The 14437-nt window shown below is 65.5% G+C and carries 15 protein-coding genes; 8 read left to right on the plus strand and 7 right to left on the minus strand.

Features of this window, described 5'->3' with window-relative positions:
- Positions 1-57: 57 nt before the first annotated feature.
- The 3 genes from tag to ABCR88_RS00095 all read left to right on the plus strand — a co-directional run bounded on the left by tag (position 58) and on the right by ABCR88_RS00095 (position 1863).
- On the plus strand, positions 58-621 hold the full coding sequence (gene tag, locus ABCR88_RS00085) for a DNA-3-methyladenine glycosylase I (protein WP_047290171.1): 564 nt from the start codon (positions 58-60) through the stop codon (positions 619-621).
- 42 nt (positions 622-663) lie between these two features.
- Positions 664-1551 carry a lysophospholipid acyltransferase gene (locus ABCR88_RS00090; protein ID WP_011058405.1) on the plus strand — a complete coding sequence of 296 codons (888 nt, stop codon included), beginning with the start codon at positions 664-666 and terminating at the stop codon, positions 1549-1551.
- Between the two features lie 72 nt (positions 1552-1623).
- The gene (locus tag ABCR88_RS00095; protein ID WP_011058406.1) at positions 1624-1863 is read left to right on the plus strand and encodes a PilZ domain-containing protein; all 240 of its coding nucleotides are present in this window, start codon (positions 1624-1626) and stop codon (positions 1861-1863) included.
- 170 nt (positions 1864-2033) lie between these two features.
- On the opposite strand, the gene ABCR88_RS00100 is transcribed toward ABCR88_RS00095, so the two are convergent.
- The 5 genes from ABCR88_RS00100 to def all read right to left on the minus strand — a co-directional run bounded on the left by ABCR88_RS00100 (position 2034) and on the right by def (position 6720).
- A complete protein-coding gene (locus tag ABCR88_RS00100) occupies positions 2034-2351 on the minus strand; it encodes a tetratricopeptide repeat protein (protein ID WP_350403944.1) in 318 nt (105 codons plus the stop codon).
- A gap of 115 nt (positions 2352-2466) precedes the next feature.
- Entirely contained in the window at positions 2467-3840 is a 1374-nt protein-coding gene (gene trkA, locus ABCR88_RS00105; protein WP_011058408.1) for a Trk system potassium transporter TrkA, read from the minus strand.
- 22 nt (positions 3841-3862) lie between these two features.
- Entirely contained in the window at positions 3863-5188 is a 1326-nt protein-coding gene (gene rsmB / locus ABCR88_RS00110) for a 16S rRNA (cytosine(967)-C(5))-methyltransferase RsmB (RefSeq protein WP_041114931.1), read from the minus strand.
- The gene (gene fmt, locus ABCR88_RS00115) at positions 5185-6144 is read right to left on the minus strand and encodes a methionyl-tRNA formyltransferase (protein ID WP_350403945.1); all 960 of its coding nucleotides are present in this window, start codon (positions 6142-6144) and stop codon (positions 5185-5187) included. The genes rsmB and fmt overlap by 4 nt, the downstream gene beginning before the upstream one ends.
- A gap of 69 nt (positions 6145-6213) precedes the next feature.
- The gene (gene def / locus ABCR88_RS00120; RefSeq protein WP_011058411.1) at positions 6214-6720 is read right to left on the minus strand and encodes a peptide deformylase; all 507 of its coding nucleotides are present in this window, start codon (positions 6718-6720) and stop codon (positions 6214-6216) included.
- 153 nt (positions 6721-6873) lie between these two features.
- Between def and ABCR88_RS00125 the strand changes: the two genes are divergently transcribed.
- The 3 genes from ABCR88_RS00125 to ABCR88_RS00135 all read left to right on the plus strand — a co-directional run bounded on the left by ABCR88_RS00125 (position 6874) and on the right by ABCR88_RS00135 (position 9690).
- On the plus strand, positions 6874-7884 hold the full coding sequence (locus ABCR88_RS00125) for a LysM domain-containing protein (RefSeq protein ID WP_041114935.1): 1011 nt from the start codon (positions 6874-6876) through the stop codon (positions 7882-7884).
- An 87-nt stretch (positions 7885-7971) separates the two neighbouring features.
- Complete coding sequence (dprA, locus tag ABCR88_RS00130; protein ID WP_041114937.1) at positions 7972-9078, plus strand: DNA-processing protein DprA; 1107 nt, start codon at positions 7972-7974, stop codon at positions 9076-9078.
- 54 nt (positions 9079-9132) lie between these two features.
- On the plus strand, positions 9133-9690 hold the full coding sequence (locus ABCR88_RS00135) for an L-threonylcarbamoyladenylate synthase (protein ID WP_011058414.1): 558 nt from the start codon (positions 9133-9135) through the stop codon (positions 9688-9690).
- A gap of 64 nt (positions 9691-9754) precedes the next feature.
- Here the strand turns inward: ABCR88_RS00135 and ABCR88_RS00140 are convergent, their stop codons facing one another.
- On the minus strand, positions 9755-10732 hold the full coding sequence (locus tag ABCR88_RS00140; protein WP_026020270.1) for an NADPH:quinone reductase: 978 nt from the start codon (positions 10730-10732) through the stop codon (positions 9755-9757).
- 167 nt (positions 10733-10899) lie between these two features.
- On the opposite strand from ABCR88_RS00140, the gene hemF reads away from it, so the two are divergent.
- A complete protein-coding gene (hemF, locus tag ABCR88_RS00145; RefSeq protein ID WP_011058416.1) occupies positions 10900-11817 on the plus strand; it encodes an oxygen-dependent coproporphyrinogen oxidase in 918 nt (305 codons plus the stop codon).
- Positions 11818-11910: 93 nt separating this feature from the next.
- Positions 11911-12732: a shikimate dehydrogenase gene (gene aroE / locus ABCR88_RS00150; protein WP_041114940.1), complete on the plus strand. Its 822-nt coding sequence runs from the start codon at positions 11911-11913 to the stop codon at positions 12730-12732.
- 119 nt (positions 12733-12851) lie between these two features.
- Here the strand turns inward: aroE and ABCR88_RS00155 are convergent, their stop codons facing one another.
- A complete protein-coding gene (locus ABCR88_RS00155) occupies positions 12852-14420 on the minus strand; it encodes a SulP family inorganic anion transporter (protein WP_350403946.1) in 1569 nt (522 codons plus the stop codon).
- Between the last annotated feature and the right edge of the window lie 17 nt (positions 14421-14437).

The raw sequence follows: 14437 nt of genomic DNA on the forward strand, positions 1-14437 counted from the left end.
CGATTTAAGGAGCGGGAGTATACCCGATTCAGTCCTGCGCACGCCCCCTGGAGCCTTATGCCACGCTGCTTTTGGTGTTCCGAAGATCCGCTGTACATGGCTTATCACGATCAGGAGTGGGGCGTGCCGCTGCGCGATGGGCAGCGCTTGTTCGAGTTGTTATTGCTCGAAGGGTTCCAGGCCGGGCTGTCATGGATCACCGTGCTGAAGAAGCGCGAGCACTATCGCCAGGTGCTGTTCGGCTTCGATGTGCAGCGCGTGGCGCAGATGAGCGATGCCGAGATCGACGACCTGATGCAGGACCCGGGCATCATCCGCAACCGCCTCAAGCTCAATGCCGCGCGGCGCAATGCCCAGGCCTGGCTGGAGCTGGAAGACCCGGTGGCCTTTCTCTGGGCCTTCGTCGGTGGTGTGCCGAAGATCAACCATTTCAAGGACCGCAGCGAAGTGCCGGCGGTGACGCCGGAGGCCGAAGCCATGAGCCGCGGCTTGCGCAAGGCCGGCTTCACTTTCGTCGGCCCGACCATCTGTTATGCGCTGATGCAGGCCTCGGGGATGGTCATGGACCATACCCTGGACTGTGATCGGTACGCCATCCTGGCCGATGCGCGGTTAGAATAGCCGGCTGGCGACACGCTTCATGACCAAGATCAGGAGTCATTTGTGGATAAGTTCAAAGGCGCCCTGCTGGTGGGTGCTCTGCGGTTGTTTGCCCTGCTGCCCTGGCGCGCGGTGCAGGCGGTCGGCGCAGCCATCGGCTGGATCATGTGGAAGACGCCCAATCGTTCCCGCGAGGTGGTGCGCATCAACCTGGCCAAGTGTTTTCCGCAGATGGACCCGGCGGAACGCGAGCGCCTGGTGGGCCAGAGCCTGAAGGACATCGGCAAGTCCCTGACTGAAAGCGCCTGCGCCTGGATCTGGCCGGCCGAGCGTTCCATTGCCCTGGTGCGTGAAGTCGAGGGCCTGGAAGTACTCAAGGACGCCCTGGCCTCGGGCAAGGGCGTGGTTGGCATTACCAGCCACCTGGGCAACTGGGAAGTGCTCAACCACTTCTATTGCAGCCAGTGCAAACCGATCATTTTCTACCGTCCGCCCAAGCTCAAGGCAGTGGACGAACTGCTGCGCAAGCAGCGGGTGCAACTGGGCAACCGCGTGGCGGCTTCCACCAAGGAAGGCATCCTCAGCGTCATCAAGGAAGTGCGCAAAGGGGGGGCAGTGGGCATCCCCGCCGACCCGGAACCGGCCGAATCCGCCGGGATCTTCGTGCCCTTCTTCGCCACCCAGGCCCTGACCAGCAAGTTCGTGCCGAACATGCTGGCCGGCGGCAAGGCGGTCGGCGTGTTCCTCCATGCCCTGCGCCTGCCCGACGGCTCGGGCTACAAGGTGATCCTCGAAGCGGCGCCGGAAGACATGTACAGCACCGATACCGAAACCTCCTGCGCGGCCATGAGCAAGGTGGTCGAGCGTTATGTGGGGGCCTATCCGAGCCAGTACATGTGGAGCATGAAACGCTTCAAGAAGCGCCCGCCTGGCGAGGCGCGCTGGTACTGAGGGAACTGGCACGATCTGTGGATAACCCCGCACCGGGAGTTATCCACAGCACACCGAACAAGGGCGCAGAAGATGTCCGATCATCGCAAGTCGTTCCGCATCAAGATTTCCCACGAAAGCATCGGCGAATGCCTGGGGCAGACCCGCAACCTGTCCGCCAGCGGCGTCTATGTACAGAGCCCGGCCCTGGCAAGACTGCCCAAGGGCGCGGTGGTCTACGGCCAGGTGCAGGGCTTGCCGGTGACGGCGCCGCGGGTGCGCATGGAAGTGGTGCAAGTGGACGCGGAAGGGATCGCCCTGCGCTACCTGTGAAATAGCCCTGTAGCCGTTGCCGAGCCCGCGAGGCTGCGAAAAGGACCGAAGGGCCTTGCTTGGCGCTCTCTTGTCGAGCCTGTGCGGGTCTTCAGAGCTAGCGAGCAGTGCAGCGCAGTGCCGCCCAGCTCGTTCGCAGCCTGCAGCAGCGGCTACCGAGGAGGGGGGGGTCAGCCTTGAGAGTGGCGGTCGAGTTTTTTCAGGAACACCGTCATTTCCTTTTCCGCCTGCTTGTCGCCGTGGCCCCGGGCCGCTTCCAGGCCCTGTTCCCAGGCCTGGCGCGCTGCCGGCAGGTCGCCCTGCCCCTGGCAGGCCTTGCCCAGCAACTTCCACGCCGCGGAATACTTGGGGTCGAAGGCCACGCAGCATTGCAGGTGCTCGGCGGCCTTGGCGAAATCGCCCTGATCCAGGTAACCCTTGCCCAGGCCAAAGCGTAGTAGGGCATTATCCACACCCTTGGCGAGCATTTTTTCCAGGGATTCAAGCATCGTTGTCACTCCTGTGGGCTCATGTAGCCTGCGATCAGTCCCGTACAGCCTTCGCAAGGGCAGTGCCTGCTGCGCAGTCGATCGCAGCCTTCGGCAGCGGCTACAGCGTTGTTGATCAGAAGAAGCTCAGGCCGACGTGGAACAGTTTCTCCACGTCGCGAATGTGCTTTTTATCCACAAGGAACAGGATCACGTGGTCGCCGGCTTCGATCACCGTGTCGTCGTGGGCGATCAGCACTTCTTCATCGCGAATGATCGCACCGATGGTGGTGCCCGGCGGCAGGCCGATGTTCTCGATGGCACGGCCGATCACCTTGCTCGACTTGGCGTCGCCGTGGGCGATGGCCTCGATGGCTTCCGCCGCGCCCCGGCGCAGGGAGTGCACGCTGACGATATCGCCGCGGCGCACGTGGGCCAGCAGCGTGCCGATGGTGGCCAGCTGCGGGCTGATGGCGATGTCGATGTCGCCACCCTGGATCAGGTCGACGTAGGCCGGGTTGTTGATGATGGTCATCACCTTCTTCGCGCCCAGGCGCTTGGCCAGCAGCGAGGACATGATGTTGGCTTCGTCGTCGTTGGTCAGGGCCAGGAAGATATCGGCATCGGCGATGTTCTCTTCCAGCAGCAGGTCGCGGTCCGAGGCGCTGCCCTGCAGCACCACGGTGCTGTCCAGGGTGTCGGAGAGGTAGCGGCAGCGGGCCGGGTTCATCTCGATGATCTTCACCTGGTAGCGGCTTTCGATGGCCTCGGCCAGGCGCTCGCCGATCTGCCCGCCACCGGCGATGACGATGCGCTTGTAGGATTCCTCCAGGCGGCGCATCTCGCTCATCACCGCGCGGATGTGGGCCTTGGCGGCGATGAAGAACACTTCGTCGTCGGCCTCAATCACCGTATCGCCCTTGGGCATGATCGGCCGGTCGCGACGGAAGATCGCCGCCACCCGGGTGTCGACGTTGGGCATGTGCTCGCGCAGCTGGCGCAGTTGCTGGCCCACCAGCGGGCCACCGTAGTAGGCCTTGACCGCCACCAGTTGCGCCTTGCCTTCGGCGAAGTCGATCACCTGCAGCGCACCGGGGTGCTCGATCAGGCGCTTGATGTAGTTGGTCACCACCTGCTCGGGGCTGATCAGCACGTCCACCGGAATCGCATCGTTGTCGAACAGCCCGGCGCGGGTCAGGTAGGCGGCTTCGCGCACCCGGGCGATCTTGGTCGGGGTGTGGAACAGGGTGTGGGCCACCTGGCAGGCGACCATGTTGGTCTCGTCGCTGTTGGTCACCGCCACCAGCATGTCGGCGTCGTCGGCGCCGGCCTGGCGCAGCACCGTCGGGAACGAGGCGCGGCCCTGCACGGTGCGGATGTCCAGGCGGTCGCCGAGGTCGCGCAGGCGTTCGCCGTCGGTATCGACCACGGTGATATCGTTGGCTTCGCTGGCCAGGTGTTCCGCCAGCGTGCCACCCACTTGCCCGGCGCCGAGGATGATGATCTTCATCCAGTCACTCCCTTAAAACCGTTTAACCGCGTGCGGCGGCAATCTTGATCAGCTTGGCGTAGTAGAAGCCGTCGTGGCCGCCTTCTTGCGCCAGCAACTGGCGCCCGTGGGGCTGCTTGAGGCCGGCCGCAGGCTGCCCCAGTTGGCCGCCGATGTCCAATTCACGAGCACCCGGGGTGCGGGCCAGGAAGGCCTCGATGACCTCGGTGTTCTCGGTGGGCAGGGTCGAGCAGGTGGCGTAGAGCAGGATGCCGCCCACTTCCAGGGCCTGCCACATGGCATCCAGCAGTTGGCCTTGCAGTTGCGCCAGGGCGGCGATGTCTTCGGGCTGGCGGGTCAGCTTGATATCCGGATGGCGGCGGATCACCCCGGTGGCCGAGCATGGCGCGTCCAGCAGGATCCGCTGGAACGGCTTGCCGTCCCACCAGGCCTGGGTGTCGCGGCCATCGGCGGCGATCAATTGGGCGTCGAGCCCCAGGCGGTCGAGGTTTTCCCGTACCCGCACCAGGCGCTTGGCCTCCAGGTCCACCGCTACCACGCCGGCCAGGGCCGGTTGCACTTCGAGGATGTGGCAGGTCTTGCCGCCCGGGGCGCAGCAGGCGTCCAGCACCCGTTGCCCCGGCGCCAGTTCCAGCAGCTCGGCGGCCAGTTGCGCGGCCTCGTCCTGCACACTGATCCAGCCTTCGGCAAAGCCCGGCAGGCTGCGTACATCGAAGGCTTCGTCGAGGACGATGCCGTCCTGGCTATAGACGCAAGCCTTGGCCGCAACTCCCGCTTCGCTCAACAGCTTCAGGTAGGCATCGCGGGAATGATGCCGGCGGTTGACCCGCAGGATCATCGGCGGGTGGGCGTTGTTGGCGGCGCAGATGGCTTCCCACTGCTCGGGCCAGAACGCCTTGAGGGATTTCTGCAACCAGCGCGGGTGTGCGGTGCGCACCACCGGGTCGTGCTCCAACTCGGCCAGCAGCGTTTCGCTTTCGCGTTGGGCGCGGCGCAGCACGGCATTGAGCAAGGCCTTGGCCCAGGTTTTTTTCAGCTTGTCGGCGCAGCCCACGGTTTCACCGATGGCGGCGTGGGCCGGAACCCGGGTGTAGAGCAACTGATAGAGGCCCACCAGCAGCAATGCTTCGACATCGGCGTCGGCTGCCTTGAACGGCTTCTGCAGCAGCTTGGCCGCCAGCGCCGACAGCCGCGGCTGCCAGCGTGCGGTGCCGAAGGCCAGGTCCTGGGTGAAGCCGCGATCACGGGCCTCGACCTTGTCCAGCTGGATCGGCAACGAGCTGTTGAGCGAGGCCTTGCCGTTGAGCACGGCAGTCAGCGCCTTGGCGGCGGCCAGGCGCGGGTTCATTGGGCCTCCGCTGCTTGGCCGAGCAGGGCGCCGATGGCGAATTTCTCGCGGCGGCTGTTGAACAGGTCGCTGAAGTTCAGCGCCTTGCCCCCGGGCAGTTGCAGGCGGGTCAGGCACAGCGCCTGCTCACCGCAGGCGACGATCAGGCCGTCCTTGCTGGCGCCGAGGATTTCCCCCGGCGCGCCCTTGCCTTCGGCCAGGGTGGCGGCCAGCACTTTCAGCGCTTCGCCATTCAAGCTGCTGTGGCAGATCGGCCAGGGGTTGAAGGCCCGCACCAGGCGCTCCAGCTCCACGGCCGGGCGGCTCCAATCGATGCGTGCCTCGTCCTTGTTCAGCTTGTGGGCGTAAGTGGCCAGGCTGTCGTCCTGGACTTCGCCTTCCAGGGTGCCGGCGGCCAGGCCTTCGATGGCTTGCAGCACCGCGGGCGGGCCCATCTCGGCCAGGCGGTCGTGCAGGCTGCCGCCGGTATCTTCGGCGCCGATCGGGGTGCTGACCTTGAGCAGCATCGGCCCGGTATCCAGGCCGGCTTCCATGCGCATCACGGTCACCCCGCTTTGCACGTCACCGGCTTGCACCGCACGCTGGATCGGCGCGGCACCGCGCCAGCGTGGCAACAGCGAAGCATGGCTGTTGATGCAACCCAGGCGCGGAATATCCAGCACCGCCTGGGGCAGGATCAGGCCGTAGGCCACCACCACCATCAGGTCCGGCTTGAGCGCTGCCAGTTCGGCCTGAGCCTCGGCATTGCGCAAGGTCGGCGGTTGCAGCACGGGGATGTCGTTTTCCAGAGCAAGCTGCTTGACCGGACTGGGCATCAGCTTCTGCCCGCGCCCCGCCGGACGGTCCGGCTGGGTGTAGACCGCAACGATCTGGTAAGGGCTGTCGAGCAGGGCCTTGAGGTGTTCGGCGGCGAATTCGGGGGTGCCGGCAAAGACGATGCGCAGTGGCTCAGTCATGGGAATTCTCGATGTTAAACATGCGGAAAAGAAAAAGGCTTGCCGTAGCAAGCCTTTGCAAGACGGTCATCAAGCCTGCTGGCGATGCTGCTTTTCCAGCTTCTTCTTGATCCGGTCACGCTTGAGCGTGGACAGGTAGTCGACGAACAACTTGCCGTTCAGGTGGTCGCATTCGTGCTGGATGCACACGGCGAGCAAACCTTCGGCGATCAGTTCGTAGGGCTGGCCGTCGCGGTCCAGGGCCTTGATCTTGACCCGTTGCGGGCGGTCGACGTTTTCATAGAAGCCCGGTACCGAAAGGCAGCCTTCCTGGTACTGGTCCATCTCGTCGGTCAGGGCTTCGAACTCGGGGTTGATGAACACCCGTGGCTCGCTGCGGTCTTCGGACAGGTCCATGACCACCACGCGTTTGTGCACGTTGACCTGGGTCGCCGCCAGACCGATGCCTGGGGCCTCATACATTGTTTCAAACATGTCGTCGACCAACTGACGCACTTCGTCGTCCACTACGGCCACTGGTTTGGCGATAGTGCGCAGGCGCGGATCAGGGAATTCGAGGATGTTTAAAATGGCCATAAGCGTAATTGCTACACGTGTGAAGTAAGGGCGGAGTCGGCGTCCGCGCAGGTTCTGGACCTGGGCCGCCGGTGCAAAACGTGCTCTGGGATGGAGCGAGCCGTGCAGGCTCTGGCGTTTCACGCGAACGCACATAATAAAGGGATTCAGCCCATGAGGAAATCACTGTTCGCCCTGCTGCTGGCGGGCTGGACCGCCATCGGCCAGGCCCAGGTGCAACTGCGGGACAGTTATCCACAGCACTACCGGGTGCAGCCGGGCGATACCCTGTGGAGCGTCGCCAGCCTGTATCTGCAGCAGCCCTGGCAATGGCGCGAGCTCTGGCCGGCGGGCTTCGCCGGGCAGATCTTCCCCGGTGACCGCCTGCAACTGGTGCGCAATGACGGCCCGCCACGCCTGCAGCTGGAGCGACCAGCGGCGCCGCCGACGGTCAAGCTCGCGCCCCAGGCCCGGCGCCTGCCCCCTGCCCCGATTCCGAGCATCCCCCTGCAAGCGATCAGCAGCTTCTTGCTGGACAACCGCATCGTCGATCAGCCCGGGGCCCTGGAGCAGGCGCCGTATATCGTGGCCGGTGAGGGCGAGCGGGTGCTGGGTGGCATGGGCGACCGGCTTTTCGCCCGTGGCCGGCTGGACCCTGAGCAGCCGGTCTATGAGCTGTTCCGCCAGGGCAAGATCTACCGCGACCCCCTGAGCCAGGAACTGCTGGGGGTCAACGCCGACGCCATTGGCAGCGCCCGGGTGGTGGCGAGCGAAGGTGACCTGGCCACCCTCGCCTTGCAGAGCAGCAACCAGGAAGTGCGCCTGGGTGATCGCTTGCTGGCCGCCGATACCTCGGGGTTGCCGGGCTCCTTCAGCCCCAGTGCCCCGCAACGGCCGGTGGAAGGGCTGATCATCGATGTGCCCCGAGGGGTCACCCAGATCGGCGCCCTGGATGTGGTGACCCTCAACCGCGGGCGCCGTGACGGGCTGCTGGAGGGCAACGTACTGGCGGTGATCAAGACCGGTGAAACCGTGCGCGACCGGCAAACCGGCGAGCCGCTGAAAATTCCCGACGAGGCGGCCGGCTGGCTGATGGTGTTCCGCAGCTACGACAGGCTCAGCTACGGATTGGTACTCAAGGCCACGCGTTCGCTGGCGTTGCTGGACAAGGTCCGCAACCCCTGAGGGAGATCTTTCCTCAACAAGTTACCAACAGAGTTATCCACAGCTTGTTCCAGCTCAGGCTGGAGCCCTGACGATCAAGGATGATCCATGTCGAACTCGATGAGCGGCAGCATTTCCCCGGCAGAACTGGAAGCTCGATTGCGCTTGCACGTCCTGCCCGAACTCGGGCCGATGCGTTTTCAGCGCCTGCTTCAGGCATTCGGTTGCGCTTCTAAAGCACTCAGTGCCCCGGCCAGTGCCTGGCGTTCCCTGGACCTGCCGCCGGCCTGCAGCGAGGCCCGGCGCAGCCCCCAGGTGCGCGACGGCGCCCGTCGCGCATTGGCCTGGATAGATAGCCAGGCCCAGCATTTGCTTATGTGGGACCAGCCCGGCTACCCGCCCTTGCTGGCGCAACTCGAGGATGCGCCTCCGCTGCTGTTCGTGGCCGGCGACCCTTCGATTCTCGAACGGCCGCAGTTGGCGATGGTGGGCAGCCGTCGCGCATCGCGACCGGGGCTGGACACCGCCGGGGCCTTTTCCCGCAGCCTGGCTCGCGCCGGTTTTGTCATCACCAGCGGTCTGGCCCTGGGCATCGATGGCGCTGCTCATCAGGCGGCCCTGGATGTTGGCGGGCGCACCGTGGGCGTGCTGGGCACTGGCCTGGAAAATTTTTATCCACAGCGGCACCGGGCCCTGGCCAGGGCCATGATCGACCAGGGCAGCGCGGTGGTTTCCGAGTTCCCGCTGGACACTCCGGCGCGTGCGGAACACTTCCCCCGGCGCAATCGAATCATCAGTGGCCTGGCCCTGGGCGTGCTGGTGGTGGAGGCCAGCGTCGCCAGCGGTTCGCTGATTACCGCGCGGCTGGCGGCGGAGCAAGGCCGCGAGGTGTATGCCATCCCCGGTTCTATCCACCACCCCGGTGCCCGGGGCTGCCACCAGTTGATCCGCGACGGCGCGGTGCTGGTGGAAAGCGTGCAGCACATCCTGGAGACCCTGGCCGGCTGGCAGAACCTGCCGCCCAGCGCCTCGCTGCCGACAGCGGCCTGTACCCACCCGTTGCTGGCCTTGCTGCATGCGGCGCCCCACAGCAGCGAAGCCTTGACCAGCGCCAGCGGCTGGCCCCTGCCCCGGGTGCTGGCAGCCCTGACCGAGCTGGAGATCGAAGGCCGTGCGGTCCATGAAAATGGGCGTTGGTATGCGCGTCTGAGCTAGGTTTTATAAGCAGGATCGGTAAACTGCGCACAGCTTTTATCTGGAGAGTCGGCAATGGTCAGCAGTTGGCGTGTGCAGCAAGCCGCACGAGAGATTCGCGCAGGGGCGGTGATTGCCTATCCAACCGAAGCGGTCTGGGGCCTGGGGTGCGATCCGTGGAATGAAGAGGCGGTGGATCGCCTGCTGGCGATCAAGTCACGGTCGGTGGACAAGGGCCTGATCCTGATCGCTGACAACATCCATCAGTTCGATTTCCTCTTCGAGGACTTCCCGGACACCTGGATCGATCGTATGTCCAGCACCTGGCCGGGGCCCAATACCTGGCTGGTGCCCCATCAGAACCTGTTGCCCGAGTGGGTCACCGGGGTCCATGACACGGTGGCGCTGCGGGTCAGCGACCATCCGCTGGTGCGTGAGCTGTGCTCCCTGGTGGGCCCGCTGATTTCCACCTCTGCCAACCCCCAGGGGCGCCCGGCGGCGCGCACGCGGCTGCGCATCGAGCAGTATTTCCGTGGGCAACTGGATCTGGTCCTCAGTGGCAGCCTGGGCGGGCGCAAGAACCCGAGCCTGATCCGTGACCTGGCTACCGGCAAGGTCGTTCGGCCTTCCTGAAGCGCTTCGCCGGCAAGCCGGCTCCTACGATACTCGGCAGGAACCGGCTTGCCGGCGAAGGCGTTCAAGGCAGCAGCACAGTCGAGCCAGTCGTGCGTCGCGCCGACAGTTCGATATGGGCCTTGGCCGCATCCGCCAGGGCGAAGCGCTGGCCAATCTCGATCTTCAGCTTGCCGCTGGCAATCATGCCGAACAGGTCGTCGGCCATGCGCTGCAGGTTCTCGGCATTGTTGGCGTAGCTGGCCAGGGTCGGCCGGGTCACGTACAGCGAGCCCTTGGCCGAGAGAATCCCCAGGTTGACCCCGTCCACTGCGCCAGAGGCGTTGCCGAAGCTGACCATCAGCCCGCGTGGAGCCAGGCAGTCCAGGGAGGTCAGCCAGGTGTCCTTGCCCACGCCGTCGTAGACCACCGGGCATTTCTTCCCGCCGGTCAGTTCCAGCACTCGCTGGGCCACGTCTTCATGGCTGTAGTCGATGGTTTCCCAGGCGCCCAGGGCCTTGGCGATGGCGGCCTTTTCCGGCGAGCTGACGGTGCCGATCAGCTTTACCCCGAGGGCCTTGGCCCACTGGCAGGCCAGGGAGCCGACACCGCCGGCAGCGGCGTGGAACAGCACGGTTTCGCCGCCCTGGAGTTCATAGGTCTGGCGCAGCAGGTACTGCACGGTCAGGCCCTTGAGCATGACCCCGGCGGCCTGTTCGAAGCTGATGGCGTCCGGCAGGCGTACCAGGTTGGCTTCGGGCAGCACGTGCACATCGCTGTAGGCCCCCAGTGGGCCGCTGCCATAAGCCACCCGGTCGCCGACCTTGAAACGGGTCACGGCACTGCCCACGGCCTCGACTACGCCCGCGCCTTCGGCCCCCAGGCCCGAAGGCAGGGCGGGTGGTGCGTAGAGACCGCTGCGGAAATAGGTATCGATGAAGTTCAGGCCGATGGCCTTGTTGCTGACGCGAACCTGTTGCGGGCCCGGTTCCGCCGGTTGGTAATCCACATATTCGAGCACTTCGGGGCCGCCATGGGCGCGGAACTGGATACGTTTGGCCATCTGCATTCTCTCCTCGGACGTGTCGTGAAAGTGCTCTATCGGACTCCTCTGCTTGACCTTCGTCAACTGCGGAGCGCCCCGGCGCGGTGTTATGCTACGCGCCCATTTGCGCCGGCCCGTGCTCCATCCCTAGCGCCGCGTAGCTTTGCCCGATTCAAGGTGATGCCATGACTACCCGCACCGAGGCCGTGAAAGCCTACCTGCTCGACCTGCAAGACCGCATTTGCGCTGCACTGGAAACCGAAGACGGTGGCGCACGCTTCATCGAGGACGCCTGGACCCGGCCTGCCGGTGGTGGCGGGCGTACCCGGGTGATCGGCGACGGTGCAGTGATCGAAAAGGGTGGGGTGAACTTCTCCCATGTATTCGGCAGCGGCCTGCCGCCATCGGCCAGTGCCCACCGGCCCGAGCTGGCCGGCCGTGGCTTCGAGGCCCTGGGCGTGTCCCTGGTGATCCACCCGCACAACCCCCATGTGCCGACTTCCCACGCCAACGTGAGGTTCTTCATCGCCGAGAAGGAAGGCGAAGAGCCGGTCTGGTGGTTCGGCGGCGGTTTTGACCTGACCCCCTACTACGGCAACATCGATGACTGCGTGCACTGGCACCGGGTTGCCGAGCGGGCCTGCGCGCCCTTCGGTGCCGACGTCTACCCGCGCTACAAGGCCTGGTGCGACAGCTATTTCCACATCAAGCACCGCAATGAACCGCGGGGCATCGGTGGCCTGTTCTTCGACGATCTGAACGAATGGGACTTCGACACCAGTTTCGCCTTCATGCGCGCCATCGGCGACGCCTACATCGAGGCCTACCTGCCCATCGTCCAGCGCCGCAAGGCCGCGGCCTACACCGCGCAGCAGCGGGAATTCCAGGAGTTCCGCCGGGGCCGCTACGTGGAGTTCAACCTGGTCTACGACCGTGGCACCCTGTTCGGCCTGCAATCGGGCGGGCGCACCGAGTCGATCCTCATGTCGCTGCCGCCACAAGTGCGCTGGGGCTATGACTGGAAGGCCGAGCCGGGCAGCGAAGAAGCGCGCCTGACCGAATACTTCCTGCAGGATCGCGACTGGCTGGCAGCCAGCAACTAAACCGTACCCACTGTGTAGAAGCCGGCTTGCCGGCGAAAAGGCCTTCAAGGCGGATGCGGTTCCTACCCCTGTGTTGAGCAAATGGGATGAGAGATGGATCAGTACGTTGTCTTTGGTAACCCGATCGGCCACAGCAAGTCGCCGCTGATCCATCGGCTGTTCGCCCAGCAGACCGGCCAGCAGCTGGAGTACAACACCCTGCTGGCGCCCCTGGATGATTTCGCCGGCACCGCTCGCAGCTTCTTCTCCCACGGGCGTGGGGCCAATGTCACGGTGCCGTTCAAGGAAGAGGCCTATCGCCTGTGCGACAGCCTGACCGAACGGGCCCAGCGCGCCGGCGCGGTGAACACCCTGAGCAAGCAGGCCGACGGCCGCCTGCTGGGGGACAACACCGACGGCGCCGGGCTGGTGCGCGACCTGAAGGTGAACGCCGGGGTCAGCCTCAAGGGCAAGCGCATCCTTGTGCTGGGGGCTGGCGGCGCTGTCCGTGGTGCCCTGGAGCCGTTGCTGGCCGAGCAGCCGGAGGCCTTGGTGATCGCCAATCGCACCGTGGAAAAGGCTGAGCTGCTGGCGGAGTTGTTCGCCGACCTGGGGCCGGTATCGGCCAGCGGCTTCGACTGGCTGCAGGAGTCGGTGGACCTGATCATCAATGCCACCTCCGCCAGCCTTTCGGGCGAGCTGCCGCCGATTGCCGGCAGCCTGATCGAGGCGGGCAAGACCGTGTGCTACGACATGATGTACGCCAAGGAGCCGACACCATTCTGCCGCTGGGCCAGTGAACAGGGCGCGGCCCTGGTGCTGGATGGCCTGGGCATGCTGGCCGAGCAAGCGGCGGAAGCCTTCTACCTGTGGCGCGGCGTGCGCCCCGACAGTGCCCCGGTGCTGGCTGAACTGCGTCGCCAGCTGGCCCTGTAACGCCCCCCTCGTAGGAGCTGGCTTGCCAGCGAAGGCGGCTTCAAGGCTGGGCCAGGCTCAAGGGCCTCTTCGCCGGCAAGCCGGCTCTCACGTCGGATGTGGGCAAGGCGCCTGCGGGTTCAGTCTTCGAAGTGGATCGGGCAGCGTTCCGGGCCTTCGAGCTTGACCAACTCTTCTTTCACCGCCTGCCGTGCCCGGCGCAGGATCAGGCTGCGCTCCTGGCGCCTGAGGCGGCGTGCTTCCTGGTGCAGCATTTCCACTCCTGAATAGTCGATGAAGTTGATTTGCCGTGCGTCGATCACCAGCCTGGGCGCGTGGCAGCGCTGCATGCGCACCTGCAGGTAATGGCTGGCGCCGAAGAAAATCGAACCGCCGACCCGCAGGACGTCTTCATCGCCTTCGCTGGACTGCTGCACCCGCGGTTGCGAAGTGCGCTTGAGGTAGAAGAACAGCGACGCCAGGACCCCGGCATAGATCGCGGTCTGCAACTCCAGGAGCAGAGTGGCGACGCAGGTCAGGCTCATCACCACGAACTCGGCGCGGCTGACCCGGAACAGCGCGCGAATGCCCCGGTGGTCCACCAGCCCCCAGCAGATCAGCAGGATGCTGCCGGCCATGGCCGGGATCGGGATATGGGCGATCAGCCCGGCGCCGGCCACGGCGAACAGCGCCACCCACAGCGCCGAGAACACTCCGGCCAGGGGCGAGCAGGCGCCGGCCTCGTAGCTCAACCCGGAGCGGGTGAAGGAGCCCGAGGACAGGTAGCCGGAGAAAAACGCCCCGACCATGTTCGACAGGCCCTGGGCGCGGACTTCCTGATTGGCGTCCAGCAACTGTTCCGAACGTGCTGACAGCGAGCGGGCAATCGACAAGCTGGTGACCAGCCCGAGCATGCCCACCGCCACTGCGCTGGGCAGCAACCGCAGGATCAGTTCCAGGTCCAGGGGCAGCGGGCTCAACGGCGGCAGCCGGCCGGCGAAGGCGCTGACCAGTTGCACATGGCCAAACACCCCTGGCAGCAGCCATACCACCAGGGCACTGAACACCAGGCTCAGCAGCAGGCCGGGCCAGCGCGGCGCCAGCAGCTTGAAGGCGACCCCCAGTGCCAGGGTGCCCAGCCCCAGCAACAGCGAAGGCCGGTCCACCTCGCTCAGGTGCTGCAGCAACTGGCTCAGGCTGTTGAGGGCGGTGGCCTGGTTCGGCAGTTCCAGCCCCAGCAGGTTGGGCAATTGGCCCAGGGCGATGACCACCGCCGCGCCGAGGGTGAAGCCCAGCACCACCGAGTGCGAGACGAAGTTCACCAGGGCACCGAAGCGCAGCATTCCCAACAGCCACTGGAAGACCCCGGCCAACAGCGTCAGGAGCAGGATCAGGGTGATGTAGTCCTCGGATGCCGGCACCGCCAGAGGGCTGATGCTGGCATACAGAACAATGGAGATCGCCGCCGTGGGGCCGCAGATCAGGTGCCACGATGAGCCCCATAGGCAGGCGATCAGCACCGGGACTATGGCCGCGTACAGCCCGTACTCCGGGGGCAGGCCGGCGATCAGGGCATAGGCGATGGATTGCGGCAGAGCGAGGATCGCGCCGCTCAGGCCCACCAGCAGGTCACGGCCGACGCTGGCCCGGGTCTGGCGCGGCAGCCAGCTCAGCAAAGGCAGGAGAGATTGGCGGTCGGGCCAGGCCATGGTTCCTCACGGGTGGG

The organism is Pseudomonas sp. W17, assembly GCF_040268305.1.
Lineage (GTDB): Bacteria > Pseudomonadota > Gammaproteobacteria > Pseudomonadales > Pseudomonadaceae > Aquipseudomonas > Aquipseudomonas protegens.

Bases quoted from the DNA above. Each gene is read 5' to 3' on its own strand.
- def (WP_011058411.1), bottom strand. From the start codon at position 6,720: ATGGCCATTTTAAACATCCTCGAATTCCCTGATCCGCGCCTGCGCACT.
- rsmB (WP_041114931.1), bottom strand. From the start codon at position 5,188: ATGAACCCGCGCCTGGCCGCCGCCAAGGCGCTGACTGCCGTGCTCAAC.
- ABCR88_RS00140 (WP_026020270.1), bottom strand. From the start codon at position 10,732: ATGGCCAAACGTATCCAGTTCCGCGCCCATGGCGGCCCCGAAGTGCTC.
- tag (WP_047290171.1), top strand. From the start codon at position 58: ATGCCACGCTGCTTTTGGTGTTCCGAAGATCCGCTGTACATGGCTTAT.
- hemF (WP_011058416.1), top strand. From the start codon at position 10,900: ATGACTACCCGCACCGAGGCCGTGAAAGCCTACCTGCTCGACCTGCAA.
- aroE (WP_041114940.1), top strand. From the start codon at position 11,911: ATGGATCAGTACGTTGTCTTTGGTAACCCGATCGGCCACAGCAAGTCG.
- fmt (WP_350403945.1), bottom strand. From the start codon at position 6,144: ATGACTGAGCCACTGCGCATCGTCTTTGCCGGCACCCCCGAATTCGCC.
- ABCR88_RS00125 (WP_041114935.1), top strand. From the start codon at position 6,874: ATGAGGAAATCACTGTTCGCCCTGCTGCTGGCGGGCTGGACCGCCATC.
- ABCR88_RS00095 (WP_011058406.1), top strand. From the start codon at position 1,624: ATGTCCGATCATCGCAAGTCGTTCCGCATCAAGATTTCCCACGAAAGC.
- ABCR88_RS00100 (WP_350403944.1), bottom strand. From the start codon at position 2,351: ATGCTTGAATCCCTGGAAAAAATGCTCGCCAAGGGTGTGGATAATGCC.
- ABCR88_RS00155 (WP_350403946.1), bottom strand. From the start codon at position 14,420: ATGGCCTGGCCCGACCGCCAATCTCTCCTGCCTTTGCTGAGCTGGCTG.
- dprA (WP_041114937.1), top strand. From the start codon at position 7,972: ATGTCGAACTCGATGAGCGGCAGCATTTCCCCGGCAGAACTGGAAGCT.
- trkA (WP_011058408.1), bottom strand. From the start codon at position 3,840: ATGAAGATCATCATCCTCGGCGCCGGGCAAGTGGGTGGCACGCTGGCG.
- ABCR88_RS00135 (WP_011058414.1), top strand. From the start codon at position 9,133: ATGGTCAGCAGTTGGCGTGTGCAGCAAGCCGCACGAGAGATTCGCGCA.